Here is a 14,263-nt window from a genome sequence, read left to right as displayed (position 1 = left end):
GAGGGTTAATATGAAAAGGTTTATGGTGTTTCTGGTGATAGTGTTGTTATTAGCGCTTTCTGTAACAGCTTTAGGTAAGATCCAGGTGAAATTGTGGTTCCATTCAGGACGTGGCTCAGAAAGGGATGTAATAAACGACCAGGTAAAGAGATTTAATGCTATGCAGGACGAGATAGAAATTATTGCCGTTCAGCTCCCTGAAGGAAGCTACAATGACCAGGTACAGGCAGCTGCTCTGGCGAATGGGCTCCCCGACATCCTTGACCTTGATGGGCCATATGTTTCCAACTATGCTTGGGCTGGATACCTGCTTCCACTTGATGAATTTATGACCTCTGAGCTAAGAAGCGATTTTCTCCCATCGATAATTTCTCAAGGGCTTTACAACGGAAGAATTTATGCTCTTGGGACATTTGATTCTGGGCTCGCAATTTGGGCAAACAAGAAATATCTTGACAAAATTGGCGCGAGGATTCCAAAGAGCGTCGATGATGCGTGGACCTTTGAAGAATTCATGGACATTCTGAGAAAGCTGAAGGAACTCCCGGAAATAAAATTCCCGCTTGATATGAAAATCAACTATGGTGTTGGTGAATGGTACACTTATGGATTCTCTCCTATTTTCCAGGCTTTTGGTGCTGATCTGATTGATCGCAGTGACTACATGTCCGCTGATGGTATCCTCAACGGGCCAGAAGCCCTTGCAGCAGCCGCATGGTTCCAGGCGCTCTTTGCGCAGGGCTTTGTTAATCCCAATCCCCCGGGTGACAACGAATTCATCGAAGGAAAATCTGCTCTATCCTGGGTTGGGCATTGGGTCTATAACCAATACAAAGAAGCTCTTGGAGATGATTTAGTCCTCGTTCCTATGCCGAAGTTCTTTAAACAGGCTACAGGTATGGGTTCCTGGGCATGGAGCATAACAACAAACAGCAAACACCCGGAAGCTGCCTGGAAGTTCCTGGAATTCATCCTCAGACCCGAAGAAATATTGAACATGACAAATGCAAATGGTGCTGTTCCTTCCAGAAAGAGCGCAATTGCAATTTCTCCGCTTTATGGAGAAGGCGGTCCTTTGAACATCTTTGTTCAGCAGCTTGAAACTATTGCTGTGCCAAGACCTGTTACACCTGCTTACCCAACCATCACGGCTGCTTTTGCGAAAGCTCTTGACAATATTATTAATGGCTCCGATATTAGAAAGGAGCTCGACAGGGCTGTAAAGGAAATAAACGAAGATATCGAATACAACGAAGGGTATCCTGTTTACTGATGCTTTTTTGCACCTGCTGGGTGGGGGAACACCCCACCCTTTTTGATTAAGAAGGAGAAGGGAGAGAAAATATGGCAAAAATGTTTTATGAGAAAAAGCGGGGATTTAAGTATGCCTTTATTTTTCTCTTACCGGGGCTTGTATTATTAATCACATTCATCATTATCCCATTTCTTTCGGCGTTTTATTTATCCTTTACAAACCAGAGGTTGATAAGCAGACTACCGACAAGATTTATCGGACTGGATAACTACAAGAAAATTTTGGGAGATGATCTCTTCTGGAAAGGGCTGCTTAACATTTTTAAGTTCGTAATCATTGTTGTCCCTGTTCAGACAGCATTTGCTCTTGGTTTAGCCTTGCTTGTAAATAAACGCATAAAGTTCACCAAAATTTTCAGGACGGTATATTTTATGCCTACTGTTACCACTATGGTTGTTGTCGCCGTTATCTGGACTTTTCTTTACAATCCCGAAGGGCTTATAAACCTATTCCTTCAAAAGATCAGCTTTGGAAGCTGGCAAACTGTTGACTTCATAAAAAATGAGAACTGGGCCTTTCCTGCAATTATGTTTATGTCGATATGGCAGGGCGTAGGATTCCAGATGCTCATTTTTCTTGCGGGGTTGCAGGAAATCCCCATATCTCTTTATGAAGCAGCAACGATTGACGGTGCAAATAACTGGCAAAAGTTCATGAAAATAACGCTACCGCAGCTAAAAAACACCACAGCCTTTGTTATTATTTCAACAACTATATTGGCGTTCAGACTCTTTGACCAGGTGAAAGTAATGACGGACGGCGGGCCTAATGGCGCAACATACACTGTTGTACTTCACATATATAACATGGGGTTCAAAAGGCAATATATAGGTTATGCATCAGCATTGACTGTTGTGTTCTTCTTGCTTGTTCTTGCTATCTCTATAATTCAGCGTTTTTTGCTCAAAGAAGAAAGAGAGGTGTCATGACGTGCCCACTGAAAGGAGCAGAAAAAAACTAATTCTTATAGATAAAAGCATAAGCTATACCCTGATGATATTATTGGCTGCGTTCTTTCTTTTTCCGTTGATCTATATGATCTCAACCTCTCTGAATCCCGATGAGCTTGATATCCTGAAAAGAATGGGTTCGATAAAAGCCTTTATCCCTTCTCCAGCTTCACTCAAAAATTATAGCGATGTATTCGCACGAATGCCCTTTTTGAGGTTTATATTCAATTCGTTGCTCATAGTTTCTTCAACGGTTATAGCTGGATTATTTGTAAACAGCATGATGGCCTTCGGACTGGCGAGATTTACTTTTAAGGGGAGGAAGCTTCTGGTTTCGGTAATCGTGGCTTTGATGATTATCCCCTTTGAAACAATAGCTGTTCCCTTGCTGCTCATGACAAATAGGTTTGGATGGCTGGATTCTTATCATGTTCAAATAATACCCTTTATTGCTAATCCCTTTTACATATTTCTCTTTTATCAGTTCTTCATAGGCTTTCCCAAGGCACTTGAAGAAGCCGCCCTTATAGATGGAGCAAGTTGGTTCAAGATATATTGGAAAATAGCCATGCCTTTATCTAAGCCCATACTTGCCAGCGTTGCCATTCTTCATTTTTTGATGCAGTGGGGATTTTTTCTCTGGCCGCTGATGGTTACAAGAGGGCCTGAATACAGGCCCCTCCCTGTAGCTATGCAGGTGTTTTTTGGTCAATATCCCAGAGATTGGGGAGATATAATGGCCTTCGCGACGATGATGACAGCTCCTATACTGATATTGTTTGTTGTGCTTCAGGGGCAATATGTGAAAAGTGTTTCCCAAACAGGCATTAAATGAATTCGAGATGATCGGGAATGAAAAAGATTCTGATTGTAGGTGAATTACTTGTTGACATGATTTCCGAAGAATATGCATCCGATCTTTCTAAGGTAAGGAAATTTGAGAGATCTTTTGCTGGTTCTCCGGGAAATCTCGCAGCTAATCTCCAGGGTCTTGGCATTGAAGCAATTTTGCTGGCAGCTCTGGGAAATGATCCCTTTGGCAAGGGATACCTTAAATGGCTAAATTCAATTCATGTGAACACTTCCTATATTTCAGTAGTCAATCATCATACGAGCATGGTATTCGTTACCAAATCCAGGGGGACTCCCCAATTCATGCCTGTACGGGGAGCTGATTATCATCTCTCAATTCCTCATAATTTAGATGAACTCTTTAATGATGTTTACTTTTTGCATTTTACAAGCTGGCCCGTATCAAGAAAGCCTGCACGAACGACAGTGAAAAAGCTTTTAGAACTTGCACGCGACAAAGGTATATATATTTGTCTTGACCCAAATTACAGTCCCGTTCTCTGGAAAGAGCCAAAAGCAAAAAGCGTGAAAATAATGCTGGAATTTATGAATAATGTTTATCTTGCCAAACCATCGCTTGACGATTCTGAAAGGATTTTTGGAAAGCTTTCAGCAGAAAAGTATTTGGAGTTATACCATAGTTTTGGAGTAAAAAATGTATTGTTGACCCTTGGAGCTGAAGGAGTGCTCATTTCAGATGGCAAATGCAAAGAAGCTTTGCCTTCATTGACAGAGAGGGTGGTTGATACTACTGGTGCCGGGGATGCTTTCTGGAGTGGTCTATATTGTGGTCTGTTAAAAGGCCTTGACATTTTTGAAGCGGCAAAACTCGGCAATGCCGCAGCAGCTTTTCGCATTGAAAATGAAAACAAATCTTTACCCATTCCAGAGTACGAGAAGTTGATTGAACTATTATCAGAAAGAGGGTAAGCTCATGAAAATAGCTTTTCTAAATCCTCAGGGCAATTTTGATCCACTTGATAGTTATTGGACTGACCATCCAGATTTTGGAGGCCAGTTGGTTTATGTCAAAGAGCTCGCCATCGCGATGGCTTCTCTTGGAGTTGATGTAGATATTGTAACAAGGAGAATTGCGGACAAACGCTGGCCAGAATTTTCTACGCCTTTTGATTATTACGACGGCATTGACAGAGTCAGAATAGTGCGAATTAGTTTTGGCGGAAATGATTTTTTGCCAAAAGAAAAGCTCTGGAAGCATATCAAAGATTACGTTAGAGGAATTAAGGCGCTTTATGAAAGGGAAGGAAGTTTTCCGGACTTTTTCACTGGCCATTACGCTGATGGTGGTTTGTCCGCTGCTATGCTGACACACGATCTCAAAATTCCTTTCTCTTTCACAGCCCATTCTTTGGGAGCTCAAAAAATGGATAAGCTGGGAGTTTCACGGGAAAACTTCAGGGAAATCGATAGGATTTACAGATTTTCATATCGCATACCTGCGGAAAGGATTTCTATGAAGTACTCAGTTGTGAACTTTGTGAGCACAAGCCAGGAACGTTTTGATCAGTATTCGCACCAGCTTTATAAAAACTGGGTAGATGTTTACGATGATAGCAAATTCGCCATAGCAAACCCCGGTGTCAATACAAGGATATTCAATCCCATGGCTTCAGAACTGGACCATGAAATAGCAGATAGATATAATTTTGTAGTTTCATCCTATGCGCCCAGCCGTATTGAAAACCCTGTAATAGTTAGTTCAAGCCGCCTTGATCGGAAGAAAAATGTTACGGGGTTGCTAAAAGCTTTCCTTTCAGATAGAGAATTAAACGAAAAGGCAAATCTCCTCATTGTAGTAAAAGGCGTTTCTAATGCATACAATGAGAGTTCGAAGGTTTCCGGTGAATCCGGCAAAATTTTGAGGGAACTCATAAAAATCGTTGACAGTTATCATGCGCGCGACAGAGTGTTTTTCATGGATATTTCCAGCCAAAAAGAGCTTGCAGCCCTTTACAGGATGGCAAGTTCGAAGATTGGTCTTTTCGCAATAGTCTCTCTCTATGAACCCTTTGGACTTGCTCCGCTTGAAGCCATGGCTTGCGGATTGCCAGCTGTCACCACTAAGAATGGTGGCCCTTCTGAATTTATGGTGAAGAGTGGTAACAAATATGGGATTTTGGTTGACCCCGAGGATATAATAGATATTGCAAGGGGATTAAAGAAGCTGATTTTTGATAAAGCTTTGAATAGGGAACTTTCGAAAAAAATAGTGGCCTATGTGGAAAAAAATTACAGCTGGAGAGCTACAGCACTAACTTACCTGAAAGTCATTGAGGAAAAGAGAGGTTTTACGCATGAAGTTCCTGAGATTCCCGCTTTTTTCCTCGGAAGGAGTGATCCACCATCACTTTTATGACTTTTTGGAATTTTTGCTTAAAAACTGCTATAATAACAAAGCCGCGTGGTAGAGACGCAGAGAAAACCATCGCAAGTTTTGCGGTGGTTAATTTTTTGGGGAGGTGTTACAATGAAAAAGCTTTTTGTGGTGTTCCTGCTTCTTGCCCTTGTTGCAACCCTCGGTTTAGCTAAGGTCCAGATACAGTTCTGGCATGCCATGGGGGGATGGAGAATCGACTTTTTAGCCCAGCAAGCTGAGAAGTTTAACGCAACCCATCCAGATATAGAAGTACAGGTGCAATATACCGGTAGTTACCGTGATACACTGAACAAGCTGATAGCCGCAGTGCAGGCGGGTACAGCACCTCATGTTGTGCAGGTCTTTGATGTTGGGACCCAGATAATGGTCGATGGTGGTATCGCGGTGCCAGTGGGTGACCTCATGGCAAAGGATCCAACTTTTGATCTTGGAAATTTCCTTCCTCAGGTACTCAGCTATTATCGTGTGAACGGAAAGCTTTACTCAATGCCTTTCAATTCTTCAAACGCTATTCTTTATTACAACAAGACTCTTTTCAAGGAAGCCGGTCTTGATCCAAACAATCCTCCAAGAACCTTTGAAGAATTCAAAGATGCTGCTAGAAAGATCACAAAATACTATCAGGGAAATGTTGTGGGATTTGGGTTTAACCTGCATTCCTGGTTCTTTGAACAGCTGATGGCCGCACAGTCTGCACCAATGTGTGATAACAACAACGGTAGAACAGGAAGACCTACAAAAGCCCTTTTCAACAACGAAGCAGGCCTAAAAATCTTTGAATGGTTGAATGATATGAAAAGGGAAGGTACAATGATTGAAACTAAAGTAGAAGACTGGACTGGTGCAAGAAACCTGTTCATTTCTCAAAAAGCCGCTATGCTCCTTTCTTCTACTTCTGACGTTGCACTTATGATGAGTGCATCAAAAGAGAACGGTTTTGAGTTCGGTACAGCTTTCCTTCCGACTCCCGCTGATGCTCCAGCTGGTGGTGCAGTTATCGGTGGTGGAAGCCTCTGGATTATCGGTGGACACCCTGATATTGAAACCCAGGCTGCCTGGGAATTCGTAAAATTCATGGCTGACACGGAACAGCAAATCGAATGGCATCAAGCGACGGGTTACTTCCCCGTTAGGAAAGATGCTGTTGAACAGCTCCTCTTCTCAGGGTATTACGCTCAGTACCCCGATCATCTGACAGCGCTCATGCAGCTCCTGCTTTCCGAGCAGAATTACAATGCACGCGGAGCGATAATCGGAGCTTACCCTGAAATAAGGACTGCCATTGAACAAAATCTCGAAAAAATGTTTGGTGGCGAGTTAACACCCGCCGAAGCTCTTAAAAAGGCTGAAGAAGCCGCTACAAGAGCAATTAAAGAATACAACGAAGTTTATTGATATCTCAGGGGCAGCTCTGCTGCCCCTGCTTCATTGCCGGAGGTGTGTTGATGAGGAGGATCTACCCCTATCTCTTGCTTATACCTACCTTTGTAATAATTGTGCTTTTTATATATTATCCAGCTGGAAGTGCACTAAGGCTGAGCTTGTTTAAGACGTCACCCTTTGGGAATAAGACTATTTATGTTGGTTTGAGAAATTTTCAGCAGCTCATGGAAGACCCTGATTATTTGTACGCCGTTAGATTTACTTTGATCTATGTGGCGGTGAGCGTAAGCATCACGATCTTTCTGGCTTTTATCATTGCTTATATGCTTACCAGGGGGGTTCCGGGAACACGGCTCTATCGTACTTTTCTATTTGCCCCTTATGCAGTTTCGCCCGCAATAGCGGGAACGCTCTGGACTTTTCTTTTGAATCCGGTGGTCGGCCATGTCAACTACTTCTTCATGCAAGTATTCGGTATACAGGTACATTGGTTAACTTCTAAACCTTACGCTTTTTATGCTTTGATTTTTGCCACTGTATGGAAAATGTTGCCCTTTGATATGATATTTTACATTGCGAGCATACAAGACGTATCTCTTGACATAATTGAAGCATCAACACTGGATGGAGCCAGTACCATGACCCGTGTATGGAGGATCATATTTCCCCTTGTTTCTCCAATAACTTTCTATTTGGTTATTATGAACATGGTCACTACGATGTTCTCATCTTTCGCGATAGTAGATGTGATGACATCCGGAGGGCCAGGCGGTTACACCACAAATATGATCTACAAGCTATACCTTGATGCTTTCACTTTCCAGAAACGGGGCCCGGCTGCTGCAGAAAGTATGATCATGTTCGCGATAATGCTTGTTGTAACTATAATCTATTTCCGCTTTGCGGAGAGAAAAGTTCACTATCAGTGAGGTGTTTTCATGACTCGGTCTACCAAAAAACTTTTGAATACAATTCTTATTGAAATAGTGCTCATTACGATTTCCTTTATCTTTATCATGCCCATCATTCTGGCAATCACCATGAGCCTTCAACCACCAGAGGGCGTGTTTTCATTTCCGCCCAAGTTTTTTCCATCGTCATTCCACTGGAAAAATTATGTTGATGCTTTCAATACGGTTCCTTTTGGAAGGCTTATACTGAACAGTCTGCTGATTGCCACTATGATAACTGCTGGCAAGATCTTTACGGGTACTCTCGCAGGTTATGCCTTTGCGAATTTCAAATTCCGCGGGAGAAATTTCGCCTTTTCCTTTCTCTTCGCCACGCTCTTTCTTCCTGCTGAAACGATCATGATCCTCCCTCTTTTCAACCTTATGAACAAATTCGGCTGGGTTAACACTTATTGGGCGATGACTATTCCCTTTATGGCGAGCGCCACCAACACATTTCTATTCAGACAGCATTTCATGACAATACCCTCTTCTCTTGAAGATTCCGCACGCATTGACGGTGCTGGTCCTATGACTTATTTTGTGAAGATACTGCTTCCGCTTTCAAAGGCGATTATTGGAGGAGCGACAATTATCAATTTTGTATATGCCTGGAACATGTATCTGTGGCCACTTATAATTACAATGGAAGACAACATGAAAACAGTGCAAATAGGTGTAAGGATGCTTATATCTGCGGAATCCGCTAACAACTGGGGAATAATCATGGCTGGAACAATGATAGCTGTGCTTCCAACGCTTTTGCTCTTTTTCACTTTGCAGGATCTTTTTGTTAGAAGCCTGGTGCGTTCCGGAATAAAAGAATAAATCTTCTGTTAAATATGAATACCCTCTTCATCCGAAGAGGGTATTTTTGTTGCAGGGTATATAATTTTGTGGGGGTGGAATGATGAAATTGCTTTTCACATTTTTTCTTCTTCTAACGGTAATATCGCTTTTTTCAGTTGACTTTAACATTCAAGCTCACTTCGACCCGCAAAATTTGACGATATCAGGAACCCTCTGCACGAAAAGCGGTATCAAGAATTTTTTGCTGCTACCAAATTACGCTTCGAAAGGGAACCCTTACCTTCATGCGCTGTATGAAGAACTATCTGGAGCTATGGATATCCTTTCCGTAACTAATGGAGAAGGCAACGAGATAGATTATACATTGGATACATATCCTGCTACACTCATGGGTGATGAAGCCCTTCGGAAAGAGACCATGCTGACAATCAAAGAAGATGCTACCAGAGTAATTGTTCATTTTCGAACGCATTTGAAAAGAGAGCAGCTACCTGAAGAAGGTGCTTACAGCGATTTTATCCTTTATCGCTTTGGGTGGTATCCTTTGCCCATGGAGGATAATGAAGGACTGCGTATAAGACCACACAGCTGGCAGCTTTCAATGCAAATGCCCGAAAATTGGCAAGCGATTGTTTCAGGAGATCAAATAGGCGAATCAATGTGGAAATCTCAGGGGGACTATCTATCCAGTCCGGTAGCCTTTGTGAGAAAAGATAGTTACAAAGAATTTTCCGTGCCCTTTGAAGCCATGAAGATAATTATGCATTTCAGAGAGGGATTTGAGGGAGAAGCCTCAAAACTCACAGCATATGCGCTCAAAATGCTTGAACACCTCGTCAAAAAGCTCGGACCTTTGAGATATTCGACAATCCATATCGTTCAAGATCCATTTCCCGGGCTTTATGGTATCACAGCTGATGGTCTGGTTGCTATCGGGGATGGATTTTTCACCAGTGCTAACCTATGGGTTAATGGTTTGCTCGATCCCCTCGCCTTTTACCTTGTGGCTCATGAATTGAGCCATTTGTGGTTTGGTATTGGGACGGGTGTAGATTTCTTGAAAAACAACTTCATGAGCGAGAGTCTGGCGGATTACATTGCTCACAGCACTATTTTTGAGCTTTGTGGGAAAGACTATTATATGAACTGGGAATCATCGGATCTTTTCACTTCTTTGATAAAGAATTATTTCGACATCCCTGAAACCATCGCTCATGCCGATCAGCTCATGTTGCTTTATACGAAAATGGCGGGAGTTAAAGCAGCTGTTTCTGACCCACTCGATGCCATTCCCCAGAATTTCGCATCAGCGATTTACTATCAGAAGGGTAAAAGGGCTTTCTTTTCCCTTGAAGAACTGCTCGGGCGTGAAAAGATGTATTCAATTTTGTCTGAATATTACCGGCTTTATGCTGGCAAAAGCGTTTCCAGAGATGAATTTCTGGCTTTTTTGGAGAGATATGTGGATCCTGAAGTCTTGTATGCTCTTTTTTTGGAGAGGAGAAATTTTGATGCAAGGGTATATCCAAGTGATGGTTTTGTGAATATAGATTCAGGCAATTTGAAAATCCCTCTGAAAGTGTTGGTAGAAACTCCTGATGGAAGCAGAAGTTTTATAACTTCCGATTCCACTTCATTTCCCTATGTTTCAGGCATGCAGGTGCATCTGGATCCTGAAATGCGTTCTTTTGACATAGAAAGGCACAACAACCATTGGCCCCTTTTATTTGAGAGCGGATATGGAGAATACCAGAACAGATATGACGCCTATTTGCTTAGTGGACGTGGTATTGTTGGCATTTCAGCTTCGGGAATTGATTATACAGGCGAGCTGCTCTTTGAAAAATACCCCTATTTTGGTATTGGACTTTTAAACCAGAGTGGTTATATGAGCGATGAAGGAAGAGGCTACAGCCACACCGGTCTTTCTCTTTATTTCCAACCTGACCTATACAGCTTATTGAAACTGAAATACAGCGGGTTAGAAGGATTTAGCTTTTCTGCTAACTTTGGCATACCTGAAAGGTTATACATTGGTGAAAGCAGCCCCTTGATGATGGCAAGACATGTTTTTTCTGTCAAAAGTCGTTTTGTTGACACCAGCAATTATTACATAGATTGCCTTTATAATTTTGATGACACATTAAAACACGGTTTATACCTTGGCATAGAGGGATTGATAGGTAAGATCGATGCAACACCCACGTACATCGGGGGATTTTATGGTAGTTGGATTGCCAATGTACGCTCTAAATTCCTTCCTTCTTTTGACTTGCTCGCTGTGGGGGAAGCATCAGGCAAAAAGGTTTTTGACCCTTTTTATGATGTGCTGAGTTTTGAAGCCACTTCAAATGCCCTGGACCCGCTGATGTCAAAATACACCCCTACAAGCTATTTGCTTGACCTAAGAGTGTCTTTTCCTTATGTGGTTTCCATGAACAGGCGTATTAGCTTCCTTAATCTCTTCAGCCTAGGGGGTATAGGGGTATCATGGGAACTTGGCGGCAGGTTTTTCGATAGTGGCAATGTTTTTTACACTTCTTTAGTATTTACTCCGGTTATCTACATTATCGCTGATACGCCTTTTAAAATTAATTTGGGTTTCTCTTTTCTCATGGATGCTGACGGGGCTTCAACGATTGGTATCAAGGGCGGGGTTTCACTTGGAAGTACTATATATTTCAATGAAAAATTGGGTTTTTCGACTATAAAGGAGGTAATAAAATGGAAAAACTCAGGCTCGCGATAATAGGGTGTGGCATTGCAGCAAGGGAGTTGCACCTTCCTGCACTGAAAAAACTAAGAGATCGTATAGAAATAGTAGCCCTTGCAAGCCGGACACGTGAAAAGGCAAAGCGACTGTCTCAAATGATAGAACCAGAACCCAGAGTTTTTGATACCGTCGATGAACTCATGCTTTCAGGTATTGCCGAAGCGGTTGACCTTGCTCTCCCCACGATTTTAAATCCCGAGTTCATTGAAAAGGCTCTGAAATGTGACCTGCATGTGATAGCAGAAAAACCAATTGCCATTAACGTGGAAAACGGGAAGAAAGTTCTCGCACTTGCGAAAAGAAGCAACAAAGTTCTTTACATAGCCGAGAATTACAGGCACATTCCGGTGTACAAGAAAGCCTGTAAAATGATAGCTTCGGCAGAAATAGGTAAACCTGTATTTTTTTTCTGGAAAAGCACTAAAGAGATGAAGGAAAAAAACAAGTATGCAATGACCTCATGGCGAAAAGAACCGGCTCATATTGCTGGCTTTATATCCGATGCGGGAGTGCACCACATCGCAGCAGCCAGGACAATGCTTGGTGATATTGAAGAGGTATCGGCTTACTTGAAAAGAGTCAGAGACTACCTCGGAGCAGAAGACACAATAACCATGAATTTGCTCTTTGAAAATGGAGCAATCGGAAATTACATCGCATCTTACGGTCTGGAATTCGGAAATGAGATATCCATTATCGGGACAGAAGGGAATATGTACATCGAAGGTAATAAAATCAAAGTATTTACAGCAGGAAGTCAAAAAACTATGGAAGCCCCAAATAGTGATGGGTTTTTTGAAGAATTTTCAGATTTCTATGATGTGGTGAAATTCGGCAAGGAAAACCTGCTTGGTTCTCCTGCCCAGGCTTTGAAAGACCTTACGGTAATAGAGGCTGCCGTTAAATCTTTTAGAGAGAGAGAACTTGTAAAAGTTGCCAGATTACTGGAATGAAGGTGGTGTATATGTTTGCGCTGGAAATCAAAGGATTGAAGGCAAGTATTGGCGATTTCAAGCTCGGCCCGATTAACCTGGCAGTGCGAGATGGGGAAATTGTCGGCCTTATCGGGCCGTCAGGCTGCGGAAAAACATTACTGCTCAGAGTTGCTTCGGGGCTGCATGACGCCCTTACCGGAAAAATATTCATGGGCGGGAGGGAGGTTACCAACGAACCACCTCATAAGCGAAATATTGCTTTTGTCTTCCAGAATGATGCGCTCTTCCCACATTACGACACCTATCAGAACATTGCCTTCCCCCTGCAGTTGAAGAAAGAAAGCAATATCCAGGAAAGAGTCTCGAAAAAAGCCGATGAACTAAATGGGCTTCGCGAATACTTGGAAAAATTTCCAAAAGAGCTACCTGCCGGTATCAAAAAGCTTACGGCTATTGGAAGAGAAACAGTAAGGATCTTCGACATGATATTCATGGATGAGCCCTTCGAAAGGCTTGATAAGAAAGTCAAAACAGAATTGAGAGCCATGATAAAAAGGCTTTTGCTCAAAATAGGGCGTTCAGTGCTTATTGTGCTTAACGATTGTGAAGATGCCATGGCAATCGCTTCAAGGGTATATATAATGAACGATGGAAAAATCGTTTCCAGCGGAAATCCCATAGATATTTACAATAATCCGCCCGATTTGTTTTCAATGGAGCTCTTTTCACCCTTTGGCATAAACAAATATGAAGACATGATATTTAGACCTGAAGATGTGAAAATAGCAGGAGAAGGGCTTCTTGCCTCAGTTCAGCATACAAGCCCCTATGACTCGAGAAATGCTTTGTGCAACATAAAAATCAACGATACTGATTGCGTGGCACTAATTCCTATTGAGGCTGCAAAAAACAAAGAGCTGCATATAAAGATTACAAAATCATTCAAGGTTATGTAGAAGCTTTTGCCTGATTTTTGCCGCCTTAAAGATGTTCAGTACAAGGTCATCATAATTCCAGCCTATCGGTTCAAGCATCTTGGTAAGGTCTGAATATACTGGTACCAGCAGTGGCAAAGAATTCGCTTCAATGATATGGAAGCCATTATCATTCATTCTTACGTCTATTCTTGCATAGTCAAACATTCTCAGGGCTTTATAGGTTCTTAGTGCAAGGTTCTCCAGCTCTTTCACCTGTTCAGCTTCCAGTCGTGCCGGGCAAATATATCTTGTTTTTTCAGCATAGTTATGCTTGACTCTGTGAGAATAAAATCTTTCAAGACCTTCTGGAAGCTGCGAGAAATCTATTTCAAGAATGGGTAATACTTTTGCCTGCTCTCCATTTCCAACTATTCCCACTGTGAATTCCCTGCCATCTATGAATTCCTCTACAAGAATAGGTTCTCTGAAAGCTTCATAGAGGGAAATCACACGCTCCTTGAGCTCAATGAAGTTTTTGACCACAGATTTTTCAGAAACTCCTTCTGCGCTGCCCTCGCGTGATGGTTTCACAAAAGCGGGATAAAATCCAGGGTCTGTTATTTCTGAAGGGTTTGTTATCACAGTAAATGGCGGGGTAGGTATGTTGTTTTTTTGAAGGATAAGCTTTGTTAACCCCTTATCCATACAGATAGCGTGAACCCCTGCAGATGACCCCGTAAAAGGTATTCCCAGAACGTCTAAGACAGCAGGAACGTGAACCTGCTTGTTGTATTTTCCCCCTCCGGTAGAGAGGTTAAAGACGAAGTCAAAGCTTCTTACATTAGACAGGAATTTTTCATTGAATGGGAGTGGTTTTGCATTGTACAGGCTACTTAAAGCTTTGCAAACCGCGAAAACCATGTCTTTTTTTTCGAATGCAAGGGGTTCGTCATATACAACGGCAACTTTCACCAAACCAC

General features: G+C 42.2%; 12 protein-coding genes. 11 read left to right on the top strand and 1 reads right to left on the bottom strand.

All coding sequences use genetic code 11. The annotated features are described in order from the left end of the window. The first annotated feature begins 10 nt into the window (after nucleotides 1-10). From AT15_RS05805 to AT15_RS05755, 11 genes are all read left to right on the top strand, one after another. Complete coding sequence (locus tag AT15_RS05805) at nucleotides 11-1,273, top strand: ABC transporter substrate-binding protein (RefSeq protein ID WP_068347364.1); 1,263 nt, start codon at nucleotides 11-13, stop codon at nucleotides 1,271-1,273. A gap of 71 nt (nucleotides 1,274-1,344) precedes the next feature. After that, a complete protein-coding gene (locus AT15_RS05800) occupies nucleotides 1,345-2,244 on the top strand; it encodes a carbohydrate ABC transporter permease (RefSeq protein WP_068347362.1) in 900 nt (299 codons plus the stop codon). A gap of 1 nt (nucleotide 2,245) precedes the next feature. Beyond that, the gene (locus AT15_RS05795; protein ID WP_068347360.1) at nucleotides 2,246-3,100 is read left to right on the top strand and encodes a carbohydrate ABC transporter permease; all 855 of its coding nucleotides are present in this window, start codon (nucleotides 2,246-2,248) and stop codon (nucleotides 3,098-3,100) included. Between the two features lie 17 nt (nucleotides 3,101-3,117). Beyond that, nucleotides 3,118-4,047 carry a carbohydrate kinase family protein gene (locus AT15_RS05790; protein WP_068347358.1) on the top strand — a complete coding sequence of 310 codons (930 nt, stop codon included), beginning with the start codon at nucleotides 3,118-3,120 and terminating at the stop codon, nucleotides 4,045-4,047. Between the two features lie 4 nt (nucleotides 4,048-4,051). Then, nucleotides 4,052-5,494, top strand: coding sequence for a glycosyltransferase (locus tag AT15_RS05785; protein ID WP_068347356.1), 1,443 nt, complete (start codon nucleotides 4,052-4,054; stop codon nucleotides 5,492-5,494). A 111-nt stretch (nucleotides 5,495-5,605) separates the two neighbouring features. Next, nucleotides 5,606-6,910, top strand: coding sequence for an ABC transporter substrate-binding protein (locus AT15_RS05780; protein WP_068347355.1), 1,305 nt, complete (start codon nucleotides 5,606-5,608; stop codon nucleotides 6,908-6,910). Between the two features lie 50 nt (nucleotides 6,911-6,960). Further along, entirely contained in the window at nucleotides 6,961-7,827 is an 867-nt protein-coding gene (locus tag AT15_RS05775) for a carbohydrate ABC transporter permease (protein ID WP_068347353.1), read from the top strand. A 9-nt stretch (nucleotides 7,828-7,836) separates the two neighbouring features. Next, the gene (locus AT15_RS05770; RefSeq protein ID WP_068347351.1) at nucleotides 7,837-8,676 is read left to right on the top strand and encodes a carbohydrate ABC transporter permease; all 840 of its coding nucleotides are present in this window, start codon (nucleotides 7,837-7,839) and stop codon (nucleotides 8,674-8,676) included. 82 nt (nucleotides 8,677-8,758) lie between these two features. Continuing rightward, nucleotides 8,759-11,407, top strand: a complete 2,649-nt coding sequence (locus tag AT15_RS05765) for a M1 family aminopeptidase (RefSeq protein ID WP_068347349.1) — start codon at nucleotides 8,759-8,761, stop codon at nucleotides 11,405-11,407. Beyond that, complete coding sequence (locus AT15_RS05760) at nucleotides 11,383-12,384, top strand: Gfo/Idh/MocA family protein (RefSeq protein WP_068347347.1); 1,002 nt, start codon at nucleotides 11,383-11,385, stop codon at nucleotides 12,382-12,384. Before AT15_RS05765 ends, AT15_RS05760 begins: the two co-directional genes overlap by 25 nt. Before the next feature lie 11 nt (nucleotides 12,385-12,395). Next, nucleotides 12,396-13,322 carry an ABC transporter ATP-binding protein gene (locus AT15_RS05755; RefSeq protein WP_068347344.1) on the top strand — a complete coding sequence of 309 codons (927 nt, stop codon included), beginning with the start codon at nucleotides 12,396-12,398 and terminating at the stop codon, nucleotides 13,320-13,322. On the opposite strand, the gene AT15_RS05750 is transcribed toward AT15_RS05755, so the two are convergent. Further along, nucleotides 13,305-14,255: a D-alanine--D-alanine ligase family protein gene (locus AT15_RS05750; RefSeq protein WP_068347342.1), complete on the bottom strand. Its 951-nt coding sequence runs from the start codon at nucleotides 14,253-14,255 to the stop codon at nucleotides 13,305-13,307. The genes AT15_RS05755 and AT15_RS05750 overlap by 18 nt on opposite strands. Nucleotides 14,256-14,263 lie beyond the last annotated feature (8 nt).

The sequence above is a fragment of the Kosmotoga arenicorallina S304 genome, from assembly GCF_001636545.1.
Classification (GTDB): domain Bacteria; phylum Thermotogota; class Thermotogae; order Petrotogales; family Kosmotogaceae; genus Kosmotoga_B; species Kosmotoga_B arenicorallina.
Note: the sequence above shows the minus strand (reverse complement) of the source record. Positions and strands in the feature narration are given on the sequence as shown.